Source organism: Leifsonia sp. P73 (genome assembly GCF_051059105.1).
GTDB lineage: Bacteria > Actinomycetota > Actinomycetes > Actinomycetales > Microbacteriaceae > Leifsonia.
Genome location: NZ_CP194931.1, coordinates 3116057 through 3130278, shown reverse-complemented (window position 1 = coordinate 3130278; position 14222 = coordinate 3116057). Strand labels below are relative to the sequence as shown.

The 14222-nt window shown below is 71.8% G+C and carries 14 protein-coding genes; all 14 read right to left on the bottom strand.

Translation table 11 applies throughout. The features are described from left to right. Nucleotides 1–122: 122 nt before the first annotated feature. Nucleotides 123–419: a hypothetical protein gene (locus ACQ86L_RS16130; protein ID WP_434316323.1), complete on the bottom strand. Its 297-nt coding sequence runs from the start codon at nucleotides 417–419 to the stop codon at nucleotides 123–125. Nucleotides 420–497: 78 nt separating this feature from the next. Next, nucleotides 498–2495, bottom strand: coding sequence for an ABC transporter ATP-binding protein (locus tag ACQ86L_RS16125; protein ID WP_434316322.1), 1998 nt, complete (start codon nucleotides 2493–2495; stop codon nucleotides 498–500). A gap of 1 nt (nucleotide 2496) precedes the next feature. After that, nucleotides 2497–4227, bottom strand: a complete 1731-nt coding sequence (locus ACQ86L_RS16120) for an ABC transporter ATP-binding protein (RefSeq protein WP_434316321.1) — start codon at nucleotides 4225–4227, stop codon at nucleotides 2497–2499. A 211-nt stretch (nucleotides 4228–4438) separates the two neighbouring features. Next, complete coding sequence (locus ACQ86L_RS16115; RefSeq protein WP_434316320.1) at nucleotides 4439–4996, bottom strand: dihydrofolate reductase family protein; 558 nt, start codon at nucleotides 4994–4996, stop codon at nucleotides 4439–4441. A gap of 79 nt (nucleotides 4997–5075) precedes the next feature. Then, the gene (locus ACQ86L_RS16110; RefSeq protein WP_434316319.1) at nucleotides 5076–6647 is read right to left on the bottom strand and encodes a transporter; all 1572 of its coding nucleotides are present in this window, start codon (nucleotides 6645–6647) and stop codon (nucleotides 5076–5078) included. Then, nucleotides 6629–7396, bottom strand: coding sequence for an ABC transporter ATP-binding protein (locus ACQ86L_RS16105; RefSeq protein ID WP_434316318.1), 768 nt, complete (start codon nucleotides 7394–7396; stop codon nucleotides 6629–6631). Before ACQ86L_RS16105 ends, ACQ86L_RS16110 begins: the two co-directional genes overlap by 19 nt. Nucleotides 7397–7498: 102 nt before the next feature. Next, nucleotides 7499–7840 (bottom strand): hypothetical protein, encoded by a 342-nt coding sequence (locus ACQ86L_RS16100; protein ID WP_434316317.1) that lies wholly within the window; start codon nucleotides 7838–7840, stop codon nucleotides 7499–7501. Between the two features lie 79 nt (nucleotides 7841–7919). Continuing rightward, complete coding sequence (locus ACQ86L_RS16095) at nucleotides 7920–9134, bottom strand: acetyl-CoA C-acetyltransferase (RefSeq protein ID WP_434316316.1); 1215 nt, start codon at nucleotides 9132–9134, stop codon at nucleotides 7920–7922. Then, nucleotides 9127–9795, bottom strand: a complete 669-nt coding sequence (locus ACQ86L_RS16090) for a CoA transferase subunit B (protein ID WP_434316315.1) — start codon at nucleotides 9793–9795, stop codon at nucleotides 9127–9129. The genes ACQ86L_RS16095 and ACQ86L_RS16090 overlap by 8 nt, the downstream gene beginning before the upstream one ends. A 1-nt stretch (nucleotide 9796) precedes the next feature. Next, nucleotides 9797–10579, bottom strand: a complete 783-nt coding sequence (locus ACQ86L_RS16085) for a CoA transferase subunit A (RefSeq protein ID WP_434316314.1) — start codon at nucleotides 10577–10579, stop codon at nucleotides 9797–9799. Then, nucleotides 10572–11750: a bifunctional 3-oxoadipate enol-lactonase/4-carboxymuconolactone decarboxylase PcaDC gene (gene pcaDC, locus ACQ86L_RS16080; protein WP_434316313.1), complete on the bottom strand. Its 1179-nt coding sequence runs from the start codon at nucleotides 11748–11750 to the stop codon at nucleotides 10572–10574. Before pcaDC ends, ACQ86L_RS16085 begins: the two co-directional genes overlap by 8 nt. Continuing rightward, nucleotides 11750–12907, bottom strand: a complete 1158-nt coding sequence (locus ACQ86L_RS16075) for a lyase family protein (protein ID WP_434316312.1) — start codon at nucleotides 12905–12907, stop codon at nucleotides 11750–11752. The genes pcaDC and ACQ86L_RS16075 overlap by 1 nt, the downstream gene beginning before the upstream one ends. Further along, nucleotides 12900–13463: a protocatechuate 3,4-dioxygenase subunit alpha gene (gene pcaG / locus ACQ86L_RS16070; RefSeq protein WP_434316311.1), complete on the bottom strand. Its 564-nt coding sequence runs from the start codon at nucleotides 13461–13463 to the stop codon at nucleotides 12900–12902. The genes ACQ86L_RS16075 and pcaG overlap by 8 nt, the downstream gene beginning before the upstream one ends. Next, nucleotides 13456–14217 carry a protocatechuate 3,4-dioxygenase subunit beta gene (gene pcaH / locus ACQ86L_RS16065; RefSeq protein WP_434316310.1) on the bottom strand — a complete coding sequence of 254 codons (762 nt, stop codon included), beginning with the start codon at nucleotides 14215–14217 and terminating at the stop codon, nucleotides 13456–13458. Before pcaH ends, pcaG begins: the two co-directional genes overlap by 8 nt. Nucleotides 14218–14222 lie beyond the last annotated feature (5 nt).

Below are 14222 nucleotides of genomic sequence, written 5' to 3'. Positions count from 1 at the left end.
GGGCACGACTGGTCGCCGTTGTCAATCGCGTCGACCGGGATTTCCCACGGTGTTTTGCTGATGATGTGCGGGCGGCCCGCTCAACCCCGACGCCGCCCGCACACCAGCTCCGCGCCGCCGCGTCAGGTCACGGGCGGAGTCTGCGGCTCGCCCGCGTCGATGAGGAACTCGACGGCGGTCGTCCACAACGGAACGATCTTGATGGGCGGGATGTCCTCCTCGCCCGCGAAGTGCACGGCGAAGTGGACCTCCGGCTCGCCCTTGACCGGATCGGCCGTCGCGATCAACCCGAGGTAACCGTCGTCCTCCGTCACCCGCCAGCGGGTGCCGGACCCCGGCTCGGGCGTGATCTGCACGCTGTGGCCGCCGTAGTCGTAGGTGGGGCCGGGCGGGAGCGCGGCGCGGGAGTCGATCGTCATACTGATGTTCTACGACCGGCTCCCGCACCGGCTCAACTCGTTCACATTTCGAACAATCCGGTGTAAGCGTTCCGCCGCCTACGCTGTCGGGACCTCCTCTGCCGCCGCATCGGGCTCCGTCTCCTGCTCCGTGGCGGCGCCCCGGAACTGGGTCATGTACAGGTCGTAGTACGCGCCCTTCTTCGCGAGGAGGGTCGCGTGGTCGCCCTGCTCCACGATGCGGCCGTGCTCCATCACCAGGATGGTGTGCGCGTCGCGGATCGTGGAGAGCCGGTGCGCGATCACGAACGACGTGCGGTCGCTCCGCAGCGCGGCCATCGCGTGCTGCACCAGCAGCTCGGTGCGGGTGTCCACCGACGAGGTCGCCTCGTCGAGGATGAGCAGCGACGGGTTCGCGATGAACGCCCGTGCGATCGTGAGCAGCTGGCGCTCGCCGGCCGACACATTGCTGCCGTCCGCCTCGATCTTCGTGCCGTAGCCGTCAGGGAGCTGGCGGACGAACCGGTCGACCATCGTCGCCTTGGCGGCCGCCACGACCTCCTCGTCCGTCGCGTCGAGCCGGCCGTAGCGGATGTTCTCGCGGATCGTGCCGGAGAACAGCCACGCGTCCTGAAGCACCATGCCGACCTGGCCCCGCAGCTCGGCGCGGGACAGGTCCGTCGTGTCGATGCCGTCCAGGCGGATGGTGCCGCCGTTCAGCTCGTAGAACCGCATGATCAGGTTGACCAGCGTGGTCTTGCCCGCGCCGGTCGGACCGACGATCGCGACCGTGTGACCCGGCGCGACCGACAATGAGAGGTCGCGGATCAGCTCGGTCTCGGGGTCGTACGAGAAGTCCACGCCCTCGAGCTCGACACGGCCGTCGGCACGCTCCGGCAGGTGCTGCGTCTCGACGTCGGCCGACTGCTCCTGCGCGTCGAGGAACTCGAACGTGCGCTCGGCCGAGGCGACACCGGACTGCAGCATGTTCGCCATGCCCGCGATCTGGCCGATCGGCTGCGAGAACTCCCGCGAGTACTGGATGAACGCCGTCGCGTCGCCGATGGTCATCTGACCGGAGGCGACGCGGAGGCCGCCGACGACCGCGATCAGCACGTACGAGAGGTAGGAGACGAAGTTCATCGCCGGCATGATCATGCCGGACACGAACTGGGCGCCGACCGTCGACTTCCACAGCTTGTCGTTGCGCTGGTCGAACTCCTCGAGCATCACGGCGTCGCGACCGAAGGCGCGCACCAGGTCGAGCCCGGAGTACGACTCCTCGATGTGCCCGTTGAGCGCGCCGGTCGAGCTCCACTGCTGCTTGAACAGCTTCTGCGACCGGGTGCCGATCACCCCGGCGATCACCCCGGAGAGCGGGATGGAGATGAGCGCGATGAGGGCGAGCTGCCACGAGACGATGAACATCATGATGCCGATGCCGATCACCGTCAGCACCGACTGGATGAGCTGCGAGAACGCCTGCTGCAACGCCGTCTGGATGTTGTCGACGTCGTTGGTCACGCGCGACATCAGGTCGCCGCGCTGCCGGGTGTCGAAGTAGCTGAGCGGGAGCCGGTTGAGCTTGCTCTCCACATCGGCGCGCAGGCGGTAGATCACCCGCATCACGAGCGCGTTCAGCAGGTAGCCCTGCCACCACTGCAGGAGCGACGCGGCGACATACATCGCGAGCACGATCGTCAGCAGCCGGCCGAGCTCCACGAAGTCGATCCCGTGACCGGGCACCAGGCCGGTCGCGGTGATCCTGCCGACAGCGCCCTTGAAGATCACGTCCGTGGCGTTGCCGAGGATCTTCGGGGCGATCACGATGAGCGCCACCGAGACGACGACCAGCAGGGTCACGAATGTCATGGCGAGCCACTCGGGCTTGAGCAACCCCATCAGCCGCTTGAACGACGGCCAGAAGTGCTCGGCCTTCTTGGCGGGCGTGCCGCCGAACATGTCGCCGTCGCCCTCGGTGGGCTCGTACTCGTACTCGAGCTCCAGCTCCTCGATCGCCGTCTCGACGCCGGCCTCGGTGAGGATGCCGTCCTGCTCCGCGGCGCCGGCGGTGCGGTTCTTCTTCTGGCGCGCCATCTCAGGCCACCTCCAGGCTCAGCTGGGACTCGACGATCTCGCGATACGTCTCGCTCGTCTCCAGCAGGTCGTCGTGGGTGCCGCGTCCGACGACTCTGCCGTCGTCGAGCACGATGATCTGATCCGCCTCCCGGATCGTGGACACGCGCTGGGCCACCACGATGACGGTGGCGTCGCCCGTGGACTGCGCCAGGGCGCTCCGCAGCCGGGCGTCGGTCGCGACGTCGAGCGCCGAGAAGGAGTCGTCGAACAGCAGGACCGCGGGCTCCGCCACCAGCGCGCGGGCGATGCAGAGCCGCTGGCGCTGACCGCCGGAGACGTTGGTGCCGCCCTGGGCGATGCGCTCATCGAGGCCGTGCTCCTTGGCACGCACGAAGTCCTCGGCCTGGGCGACGCGCAGCGCCTCCCAGAGCTCGTCGTCCGTGGCGTCCGGCCGGCCGAACCGCAGGTTGCTGGCGACCGTTCCGGAGAAGAGGTACGGCTTCTGCGGCACCAGGCCGAGCACGCCGGAGAGCTGTTCCCGGCTCAGCGAGTCGACCGGGACGCCGCCGATGCGCACCTCCCCGCTCTGCGGGGTGAACAGGTCGGCGATGACCGAGACCAGGGTCGATTTGCCCGATCCGGTGGAGCCGACGATCGCGGTCACCCGCCCGGGCTCCGCGGTGAAAGCGACGTCGCTCAGCACCGGCTTCTCGGCGCCCGGATAGCCGAAGGTGACTCTTGCGACCTCGACCCGCCCGTCGGCGGGGACGCGACCGGTGCCCGCGCCTGCGCCGGTGGACGGCACCGCGCTCAGCACCTCGTCGATGCGCTCGGCGCAGACCATCGCGCGCGGGATCATCATGGCCATGAACACGCCCATCATCACGGCCACCAGGATCTGCAGCAGGTACTGAAGGAACGCCGTGAGCGCCCCGACCTGGATGTCGCCCGCGCCGACCCGGTGGCCTCCGAACCACAGCACGGCGACCGTCGCGGCGTTCAGGATGAGCATGATGAGCGGGAACATCAGGACGAAGACGTTGCCGACCTTGACCGAGATGCGGGTGAGCGCGGCGTTCGCATCGTCGTAGCGCGCCGTCTCGAACTTCTCGCGGACGAACGCGCGGATCACGCGGATGCCGACGATCTGCTCGCGGATGACGCCGTTGACGCCGTCGATGCGCTCCTGCATCACGCGGAACATCGGCAGCAGCAGCCAGACCAGGATGCCCACCACAACGAACAGCACGGCGACCGACACCCAGACGAGCCACGAGAGCCCGGCGTCCACCCGCACGGCGAGGACGACGCCCGCCACGCACATGATCGGCGTCGACACCATGAAGTTGAGCGTCATCAGCACGAGCATCTGCACCTGCTGGACGTCGTTGGTGTTGCGCGTGATGAGCGTCGGCATGCCCCAGCGCGCCAAGTCGAGCGCCGGGAGCGAGTCGACTTTGCGGTAGAAGGAACGGCGGATGTCACGTCCCAGCGACATCGAGGAGCGCGCGCCGAAGTACGTCGCCGTGATGGCCGCGGCGACCTGCACGAAGCAGACGATGAGCATCATGCCGCCGGTCGACCAGATGAAGTCGGTGTCGCCCTTCACGACGCCCTTGTCGATGATGTCGGCGTTGAGCGTGGGCAGGTAGAGGGCGGCGATGGTCGCGATGAGCTGCAGCACGACCACGGCCGCGACCGCGCCCCAGTACGGGCGGATGAACCGCAGCGCCAATCGAAGAAGAGTCACGGTGATTCCTGGTTCTGCTCTGGTGGAGTGATGTCGGGCGCACACTGCCGTCGGCCCCGCCGACACGGCGCTGTGCGATGACCCCCGTACAGCACCTAACGCTAGCGCGGACCGGCGACATCCGCCCCCGTGAGGAGACGCTGTTCACCGTCGGATATGACGCTATCCGGCACAGCGGTCAGCTCGTGACCGCATTCGGGATCTGTGGAGATCAGGCCGGCGAGTAGAGGAGGTGGAGGACACCGTTGGCATAGGCGTCGTACTGCCGCAGCCGCAGCTTCGCCTCGGGCGTGCCCTCCGGGAACAGCCGCGCGCCCGTGCCACGGACGATCGGGTACACGAAGAGGTGGAGGGCGTCCACCAGTCCGTCCGCGATCAGGGCACGCACGAGCGAGCCGCTGCCGCTGATGTAGAGGCCGCCGCTCACGCTGTCCTTGGCCTCCCGCACCCGGTCGGCGTCGTAGCCGCCGAGCGACCGCGAGTTGGCCCAGGTCGCCTCCGCGGCCGCGTCATCCAGCGTCGAGCTGACGACGAGCTTCTCGGTGTCGTTGAAGAACGGCGCCCCCGGGTCGTCCGCGGACGTGCGCGCCGACCAGGCCGGCGCGAACATCTCGAACGTGCGGCGCCCGAGGAGGATGCGCTCCGACGCGCCCGTGATGCGCGCGAGGTCGTCGCCCATCTCGGAGTCGAGTCCGTACTCCGCCGTCCAGCTCGGGTCTTCGAAGACGCCGTCGAGGGAGACGAACTCGTGCACTGCGATGCTGCCCATGCGGCCAGCTTAGGGGCGCCTCAGGCCGTCGCCACCAGCCGGTCGAGGCAGTCGTTCCATCCGGTGAGACCGGCCACGATCAGCCGTCCTTCCGCAGCTGCAGCAGCAGCTCCGGCGCCCTGGCGTCGAGGATGTTGCCGCCGATCCGCACGCCGACGCCCACCAGCACGCCGCCCAGCGCCACGCCGACGACGAGCGCAGCCCAGAGCCAGAGCGCGTCGCCGGTCACCAGCCCGACGACGAACAGGATGATCTCGGGCAGGCACAGCGCCGCGATCACTCCCCACGCGGCGAAGGTCGGGCCGAGCAGCGAGATGTTGGCGCCCGGCCGCGACCGGAACGGGTTGTCGCCCGGCTCCGGCACGGGGAACACCAGCCGGGCCGAGGTCACCGCGCATACCGCCGACCCGGTGAGCAGGATGCCGAGCGAGAGGCCGATCAGGCCGGGGAGGATGTGCCAGGCGTCGCCGACCGCCGCGCCGAAGAGCGCGATGAGCACGATCGCCGGCACGGCGAACGAGAGCAGTGCCGCCGCCCGGCCCCAGCGGTCCGCGCGACCGGGGACGGCCTTCGCGACGTGCAGCGCGAACGCGGTCGAGTCGTACGAGACGTCGGCGATCATCCCGATGCCGAGCGAGAACGCCACGACGGGAGCCCCGATCAGCGGCAGCACCGACGAGTGGTTGAGGCTCGAGTAGAACCAGAACAGCACCGGCATCAGCGGGATCACGAGGAGCTGCCGCAGGTAGCGCGGGTCGCGGAACCAGTACGTCAGGCAGCGGGCGGCGATCGCTCCCGACTGCGTGCCGGGCAGGATGCCGAACCAGCCGAGCTTGCCCTGGGCCCGGACGCGCGACGACGCGCGCGCCGGGGTCGTCAGCGACCGGGCGAGTCCCCAGCGCCACACCAGCCACAGCACGACGAAGGTCGCGACCGCGATCAGGAACCGCGCCAGCGCGCCGAGCGGGTCGCCCAGCGCGAGCTGCGACGGCACCGCCCAGACGGCGCCGAGCGGCGACCAGGACAGTCCGTCCGCGATGGCGGGCAGCGCGTCGGACGACGAGCGGAGGCCGCGCGTGATGCCGATGACGATGGGCCCGGCGAGGATGAGCGGGATGAGGATGAGCAGCCCGCTGGCCTCCCGGAAGCGCCGGCCGCCGGACAGCCCGCTCGACACCGAGGTGATGGCCCGCGACACGACGACGCAGGTCGCGGCCCCGAGCGCGCCCGTCACGAGGGCGACCACTGCGACGCCGGGGAGCCGGAGCCAGCTCAGCGAGGTCGCCAGCGACGCGAGTGTGGTCGCCGCCCCCGCGACGCCGACGACCGCGCTCAGCAGCATCCCGAGCATGAGCGGGCGCAACGGGATCGGGTAGACGGCGAGCTTGGCGGGGTCGAGGGTCTGCTCGATGCCGGACAGCAGCAGCGGGAAGACCGCCCAGCCGAGTACGGCGGCCGAGCCGCCGATGACGACCACCGTGCGCACCAGCTCGACCGGCGCGAAGCCCAGCAGCACGAGGCCGCCGAGGACGACGACGAGCGCGATGAGCGCGTACACGCCGCCCAGGATGACGGCGACGAGCTGCGAGGTGCTGCGGCGGAAGGAGTTGCGGAGGACGAGCAGGCGCAGCCTTACGAGTGTCGCAACCACTCCGGCCCCTCCCCGACGCGGCGACCGCCGACCAGCTCCACGAAGCGGTCCTCCAGGGTGGAGCCCGCGCGCACCTCGTCCACGGTGCCGGCGACGAGCACGCGGCCCCCGTTGATCACGGCGACGTGGTCGCACATCCGCTCCACCAGGTCCATGACGTGCGACGAGACGATGACGGTGCCGCCGCTCCGGACGTAGCCGTGCAGGATGTCGCGGATGTTCGCCGCCGACACCGGGTCGACGGACTCGAACGGCTCGTCCAGCACGAGGACGCGCGGCGCGTGCACCATGGCTGCGGCCAGCGCGATCTTCTTCGTCATACCGGCCGAGTAGTCGACCACGAGGGTCCCGCCCGCGGAGGCGAGGTCGAGGAGGTTCAGGAGGTCGTGGGTGCGCTCGATCGCGGTGGGCCGGTCCATGCCGCTCAGGAGGCCGGCGTACTCGACGAGCTGCTCGCCGGTGAGGCGGTCGAACAGCCGGACGCCGTCGGAGAGCACCCCGACCAGCGCCTTGCCCGCCAGCGGATCGCGCCACATGTCGGCGCCGTGGATGAGCACCTGGCCGGCGTCGGGCCGCAGCAGGCCGGTGACCATGTTGAGCGTCGTGGTCTTGCCCGCGCCGTTCGGGCCGACCAGCCCGTAGAAGCTGCCGGAGGGGACGTCGAGGTCGATCCCGTCGACCGCCGCCTTCGCCCCGAACCGCTTGTGCAGACCGCGGATCGCCACCGCGACCGCATCGTCCTGCGTCATCCCACCTCCCCTGGGCGCTCCCGGAATCCGTCCGGCACGCCCACCTCACCCTACGCGCAGCGCTCCTCGCACACACCGCCCCCGTCGAGGGGCGGGCGATCGCTAATCTGACGAGCCGCCAGTCGACCCTGTGGACCGCAGGCGAGCCGTCCACATCCCGGGACATTCCTCCGTCCAGACAGGTGCGCCGGTCAGCTCGAGGCGGACCGACGCCAGCTCTCCCGGGAGGTCCACCAGGTCGGCGGGATGACGTCCCGCGTCCGCAGGGAAGACCAGATATCCCGAAATGACACCGTCCGCGTCAGGGTTGTCGAACCCGAGGTGCCAGACCTCGTCGCCGGTCGGAACATACTCGGGCTCATAGTGGCGCCTCCACAGGGGCTCCCACGCGACCAGCTCGGTAGCCCCCGCGAAGAGCTCCCTCGCCTCGGCGTTCTCCTCCACGGACCGAGCCTGGCACGGTTGCCGGTGTATTCGCGGCCCCCAACGTGGTCAAGCGTGGCTCACGCCTCCGGAGTCCGGGTCAGACCCGCTCGAACACCGCCGCGAGGCCCTGGCCTCCGCCGATGCACATGGTCTCGACCGCGAGCGTGCCGTCGAGGGCCGGGAGCTCGTGGGCGAGCGTCGCCAGCATCCGGAGGCCGGTGGCGCCGATGGGGTGCCCGATGGAGATGCCGCTGCCGCGCGGGTTGAGCCGCGGGTCCTCCGCGTCGATGCCCCAGTCCGCCAGGCACGCGAGCACCTGCACCGCGAACGCCTCATTGAGCTCGATCACGTCGATGTCGCCCCAGGTGACACCGGCGCGCTCCAGCGCCTTATTCGCCGCGGGGACGGGAGCGACGCCGAACACCGCGGGGTCGTTGCCGGCGACCGCCCACGACCGCAGGCGCAGCACCGGCACCAGCCCCAGAGCGGCGGCGCGCTCGGGCGTCGTGACGATCGCGGCCGCGGCCGCGTCATTCTGGCCGCTGGAGTTGCCCGCGGTGACGGTCGCCTCCGGGTCGCCGCGACCGAGGATCGGGCGGAGGCCGGCCAGCGCCTCCAAGGTCGTGTCGGCGCGGGGGTGCTCGTCGCGGTCGACCACGACGTCGCCCTTGCGCCCCGGAACGGTCACGGGCACCAGCTCGGCGTCGAACGCGCCCGACTCCTGGGCGGCGACAGCGCGCTGGTGGGAGCGCAGCGCCAGTTCGTCCTGCGCGTCACGCGGGATGCCGTACTCGCGTCGCAGCGTCTCCGCCGAGCCGACGTTGCCCTCCGGCGTCGGGAAGTTCCTGCCGCCCACCGTCTCGCGGCCGCGCGCGAGAGCGTCGTGCAGCATCAGGCCGCCGGGCGGGAGGCCGCGGCGACCCTGCTCCGTATAGAGAGGAGCGTTCGACATCGACTCGGCGCCGAGCGCGACCAGAACGTCGCTCGCGCCGGTCTGCACCTCCATCGCCGCGTTGATCACAGCCTGGAGGCCGGAGCCGCAGCGCCGGTCGAGCTGGTAGCCCGTCGTCGTGACCGGGAAGCCCGCGTTGAGGGCGGCGACGCGACCGAAGGCGGGCGCCTCCATCGTGGGGTAGCCCTGCGAGCCGATCACGCCCTCGACTGCGGCCGGGTCGAGCCCGGTGCGGTCGAGGAGGGCGCGCAGCACCGTCTCGGCGAGCGACAGCGCGGACACCGGGGCGAGCGCGCCGCCCATCCGGCCGACCGGCGTGCGCAGCGGCGAGCAGACGACGACCTCGCGCAGCTCAGGCATGCGCCGCCTCCGTCCCCGCGGTCACGGCGGCCGGGATGGTCAGCGGGGCGCCCGTGGCGGCCACCACGTCGTCCACGGTCACGCCCGGCGCGACCTCCTGCAGCACCAGGCCGTCCTCGGTCACGTCGATCACGGCGAGGTCGGTGATGATCCGGTCCACGCAGCCGCGCCCCGTCAGCGGGAGCGTGCACTGCTCGACCAGCTTGGCCGAGCCGTCCTTGGCGACGTGCTCCATGACCACGATGACGCGCTCCGCGCCGTTGACGAGGTCCATCGCCCCGCCCATCCCCTTCACCATCTTGCCCGGCACCGCCCAGTTGGCGATGTCGCCGGTGGCCGAGACCTGCATGGCGCCGAGGACGGCGGTGGCGATGCGGCCACCGCGGATCATCCCGAAGCTCGCGGCCGAGTCGAAGTAGCTCGCGCCGGGCAGGACGGTGACCGTCTCCTTGCCCGCGTTGATCAGCTTCGGGTCCTGCTCACCCTCCCACGGGTAGGGCCCGACGCCCAATATGCCGTTCTCGGAATGCAGGACGACGTGCACCCCGTCCGGCAGGTGGTTCGGGATGAGCGTCGGGAGTCCGATGCCCAGGTTCACGTACGAGCCGTCCTCCAGTTCGAGGGCGGCGCGGGCCGCCATCTCGTCGCGGGTGCGGGGCATGTCAGTTCCCTTCCGGTCGGGTGCGGACGGTGACCTTCTCGATCGGGAGGTCCGCCGACTGCTCGGGGGTCAGCGCGATCACGCGGTCCACGTAGATGCCGGGCAGGTGGATGTCGTCGGGGCCGAGCACGCCCGGCTCGACCAGCTCGTCCACCTCGGCGATGGTGATGCGGCCGGCCATGCCCGCCAGCGGGTTGAAGTTGCGGGTCGACTTCTCGAAGCGCAGATTGCCGTGCCGGTCGCCGACCGCCGCGCGCACCAGCCCGAAGTCGGTGCGGATGGCGGTCTCCAGGACGTACTCGCGGCTGCGGCCGAACACGTCGAACGGGCGCAGCTCCTTGGGCGCGCTCTCCTCCGCCACCGACCCGTCGGAGGCGTAACGGATCGGCATGCCGCCGTCCGACACCGCGGTGCCGGCGCCGGTCGCCGTGTAGAAGGCCGGGATCCCGACGCCGCCCGCGCGCAGCCGCTCGGCCAGAGTTCCCTGCGGAGTCAGCTCGACCTCCACCTCCCCGCCGAGGTACTGGCGGGCGAACTCCTTGTTCTCGCCGATGTAGCTGGCGATCACCCGGCGGATGCGGCCGGCGGCCAGCAGCTCGCCCAGGCCCCAGCCGTCCACGCCGCAGTTGTTCGAGACGACCTCCAGGCCGCCGACACCGCGGGCGAGCAGCGCGCGGATCGTCACGATCGGCACGCCGGACAGGCCGAACCCTCCGACCGCGAGCGAGGCGCCGTCCGGGATGTCGGCGACGGCCTCGGCGGCCGACCCATACGTCTTATCCATCAATCTCCTCCGTGAATACTTCGCGCATGATCGCGAGCGCGCCATTGGCAGCGGGCAGCCCCGCGTACAGCGCCGTGTGGTGGATGACCTCCGCGATCTGGGCGCGGGTGAGGCCGTTGCGCAGGGCGGCGCGCACGTGCATGCGCAGCTCGTTCTCGTGGCCGCCGGTGACCAGGCTGGCGAGGGTCGCGATCGACCGCTCCGGCCGGGTGAGCTGCGGCCGGGCCCAGACCTCGCCCCACGCGTAGCGGGTGATGAAGTCCTGGAAGTCCGCGGTCTCCGGGGTGATCGCCGCCGTGGCGCGGTCCACGTGGGCGTCGCCCAGCACCGCCCTCCGGACGGCCATGCCGCGCTCGAAGGCCGCGACGGCGTCGATGTCGCGGCTCGCGAGCAGCGCCGCCAGCAGGGCAGCGGTCTCGGCGGGGTCCTCCAGCGGGACGAGGTGCGCCGCGTGCGCCAGCTCCACGAAACGCGCGTCGGGGATCGCCCCGGCGTCCTCCGCCATCAGGGCCGAGGTGGTCACCCGGTCGTGCGCACCGGCGACGAGGAGCGACGGCACGTGGAGGCCGGGGAGGGCGTCGCGGCGGTCGAACGCGCCGAGCGCCTCGCAGCACAACGCGTACGACTCGTCGTCGACGTCGAGCAGGGCCTTCAGCGCGTGGCCGCCCGGGCCGTCGGGATGCGCGGCCAGGTATCCCGGCGCGAACCAGCGCTGCGCGCTCCCCGCGACCACCGATGCGGTACCGGAGGCGCGCACCTGCGCCGCGCGGTCGGCCCAGCCCTCCGTCGTGCCGATGTGCGCGCCGGAGCAGAACATCGCCAGGCTGCGCGCACGCTCGGGTGCGGCGAGCGCGACCTCCAGGGCGACCGCTCCGCCGAGCGAGTCGCCGGCGATGTCGAACGCCCCGCCGCCGACCTCGTCGACGAGAGCCAGCACCGCCGCGGCGAGCTCGGAGATCGTGAACGGCTCGCGCGCGGCAGGCGACGCGCCGTGACCGGGGAGGTCGACGCGCAGGATCCGCGGGGAGTCCGGGGTGGCGGCCAGCCGCGCGACGACGCCGTCCCACAGCTCGGCGGTCGTGCCGAGGGAGGGCAGCAGCACCAGGAGGCGCGGCGCGGCGGCGGACGGGGAGGCCGCGGTCATCGAGCCGCGCAGTCGCGGGATGGTCATCAGTCCGCCTCTCGTTCGGGTTCGGCATGGGCGCGGTAGCGGGCGACGGCGGCGTCCACGACGGCGCCCGCGGCGGCCAGGTCGGCCGGGTCGGCGGACGATGCCGCACTCGTCGCGACGTCCGCCACGACCAGGTCGGCGACCGCGTGCGCGAGCACCTCCGCGCTCTCGACCGCGACGCGCAGCAGCCCGCGCCAGGCCTGCCATTCGGCGTGCCACTCCCCCGCCGGCCGCGCGTCGTAGCTGAGCGCCGCAGTGTGGACCGTGGCGAGGAGGCCGGGGGCGCGGAGGCCGTTCGCCGTGAGCAGGACGGCGTCGACCGGGTTGCGCTTGTGCGGCATCGCGGACGAGCCGCCGCCGGTGGCGGGGAGGAGCACGCCGGCGCGCGCCGCCAGACCGAGGTCGCGGCCGATCCGGCCGGCCAGCGCGGCGACCCGCGCCGCGGCGTCCGCGATCGCCAGCACCGGGCCGCGGTCGGTGTGCCAGGACCGGCCGGGGTCGCTCAACCCGAGCCGGGACGCGAGCCCGGCGCGGAGGGTCTGCGGGGCGTCGGCGCGGCCCGCGAGCCGCGCGAACGCCGCTCCCGTGCCCACGGCGCCGCCGAGCTGGACGGGATAGTCGAGCCGGTCGAGGACCTCCAGCGCCGACACCACGGCGTCGAGCCAGGAGGCCAGAGATACCCCGAGCGTCGCCGGCTCGGCCTCCTGCGTCAGGGTGCGCGCCAGCAGCGGCGTCGCGCGCGAACGGACGGCACGCTCCGCGAGCTCCGCGGCCGCGGCCGCGAGGGCGTCCCGCGCGCGCGACAGAGACGCGCGGGACACCAGTACGAGCGCCGAGTCCACGATGTCCTGACTGGTCGCGCCGCGATGCACCCGGCCCGCGTGCGCGCCTGCCTGCGCGCGGAGCTGCCCGACGAGCGCGATGACGGGCACTCCGGCCTCCCGCGCGCCCGCCACCAGCCGCTCCCGGTCGATGGCGGCGGCGTCGAACGCGAGCGGCTGGTATCCGGGCCCGGCGGACGAGCCGTCGAGCTCGTCCCAGGCTCCGACCAGGGCCTCCTCGACCGCGATCATGGCGGCCAGCACGTGATCGTCTCCGGCCGGAACACCCACTGCGCCGGCCGGTTCGAGGAGACCCCAGTCGAAGGGTTCAGCCACGCCCGTCCCCCACGAAGTCGAGGAAGACGGTCTCGTCCTCGCCCTGGAGGCGGATGTCGAAGCGGTAGCTGTTCTCGCCGTCGGAGGTGGCGAGCAGCGTGCTCCGCCGGGCCTCCGGCACGGTGTCCAGGAACGGGTCGCCGTCTTCGAGGTACGCGCGTGTGAAGAGGTGGTGCAGCAGGCCGCGCGCGAACACGGTCACCAGCAGGTACGGGGCTCGGCCCGGCGCCGGCGCGCCAGGCCGGACGGTCGTGAACGAGTAGTGGCCGGCCCGGTCGACGGCGGCACGCCCGAAGCCGGTGACGGTGTATCCGTCGCGCTGGAGGCTGCCCTGCCGGGAGATCGGCGCACCGCCGGCGTCGGCGCCCCAGACTTCGAGGATCGCGTCGGGGACGGGCTCGCCGTCGCCGTCGAGGACGGTGCCGTGCAGGCGGATCGCGCCGTCCCGCCACGGCGGTGCGACCTCCGGCCCGCCCTCGTACGGCAGCGCGTAGCCGAAGAACGGCCCGACCGTCTGCGACGGGGTCTGCAGGTACTGCTCGTTCGTCTCAGGCATGGTCGCCCTCCTCCGGCTCCATCCAGGTCGCCTTTCCGCCGGTGAGCACGATGTCCCACCGGTAGCCGAGCGCCCACTCCGGCTCGCTCACGTCGTGATCGTACGTGGCGATCAGCCGCTCGCGCGCGGCCGGGTCGGCGATCGACTGGTAGATCGGGTCGAGCGCGAACAGCGGGTCGCTCGGGAAGTACATCTGCGTCACGAGCCGCTGCGTGAACGCCGACCCGAAAAGCGAGAAGTGGATGTGCGCCGGCCGCCAGGCGTTGCGGTGGTTCCGCCACGGATAGGGGCCCGGCTTGATGGTGACGAACCGGTACGAGCCGTCGTCGCCCGTGATCGCGCGGCCCACCCCGGTGAAGTTGGGGTCAAGCGGGGCGGGATGCTGGTCGCGTTTGTGGACGTAGCGGCCGGACGAGTTGGCCTGCCAGACCTCCACCAGCTGATTGCGCACCGGCCGGCCCTCGCCGTCGAGCACGCGACCGGTCACGATGATGCGCTCGCCGAGCGGCTCCCCGCTGTGCTGGATGGTGAGGTCGCTCTCCTCCGCCGCGACGTCGGTGTGCCCGAACGCCGGAGAGACGAGCTCGATCTCCTCCGGGTCGGCCCGCACCAGCTCGTGGGTGGGGTGACGCAGCCGCGAGCTGCGGTACGGCCCGAAATCGCGGAGAGGGTGCGCGGGGAGTGGCCCGGCGGCCGCCGCAGCCGCGTGTGCGGCGGCGATCTCCGCGTTGATCTGGTCCTGCTCTTCGTTCATGGCAT

What these genes read in the sequence shown, in the direction of transcription:
- ACQ86L_RS16125 (WP_434316322.1), bottom strand. Translation starts at nt 2,495, where the DNA reads ATGGCGCGCCAGAAGAAGAACCGCACCGCCGGCGCCGCGGAGCAGGAC.
- pcaDC (WP_434316313.1), bottom strand. Translation starts at nt 11,750, where the DNA reads ATGACCATCCCGCGACTGCGCGGCTCGATGACCGCGGCCTCCCCGTCC.
- ACQ86L_RS16090 (WP_434316315.1), bottom strand. Translation starts at nt 9,795, where the DNA reads ATGCCCCGCACCCGCGACGAGATGGCGGCCCGCGCCGCCCTCGAACTG.
- ACQ86L_RS16085 (WP_434316314.1), bottom strand. Translation starts at nt 10,579, where the DNA reads ATGGATAAGACGTATGGGTCGGCCGCCGAGGCCGTCGCCGACATCCCG.
- ACQ86L_RS16115 (WP_434316320.1), bottom strand. Translation starts at nt 4,996, where the DNA reads ATGGGCAGCATCGCAGTGCACGAGTTCGTCTCCCTCGACGGCGTCTTC.
- ACQ86L_RS16105 (WP_434316318.1), bottom strand. Translation starts at nt 7,396, where the DNA reads ATGACGCAGGACGATGCGGTCGCGGTGGCGATCCGCGGTCTGCACAAG.
- pcaG (WP_434316311.1), bottom strand. Translation starts at nt 13,463, where the DNA reads ATGCCTGAGACGAACGAGCAGTACCTGCAGACCCCGTCGCAGACGGTC.
- ACQ86L_RS16095 (WP_434316316.1), bottom strand. Translation starts at nt 9,134, where the DNA reads ATGCCTGAGCTGCGCGAGGTCGTCGTCTGCTCGCCGCTGCGCACGCCG.
- ACQ86L_RS16130 (WP_434316323.1), bottom strand. Translation starts at nt 419, where the DNA reads ATGACGATCGACTCCCGCGCCGCGCTCCCGCCCGGCCCCACCTACGAC.
- pcaH (WP_434316310.1), bottom strand. Translation starts at nt 14,217, where the DNA reads ATGAACGAAGAGCAGGACCAGATCAACGCGGAGATCGCCGCCGCACAC.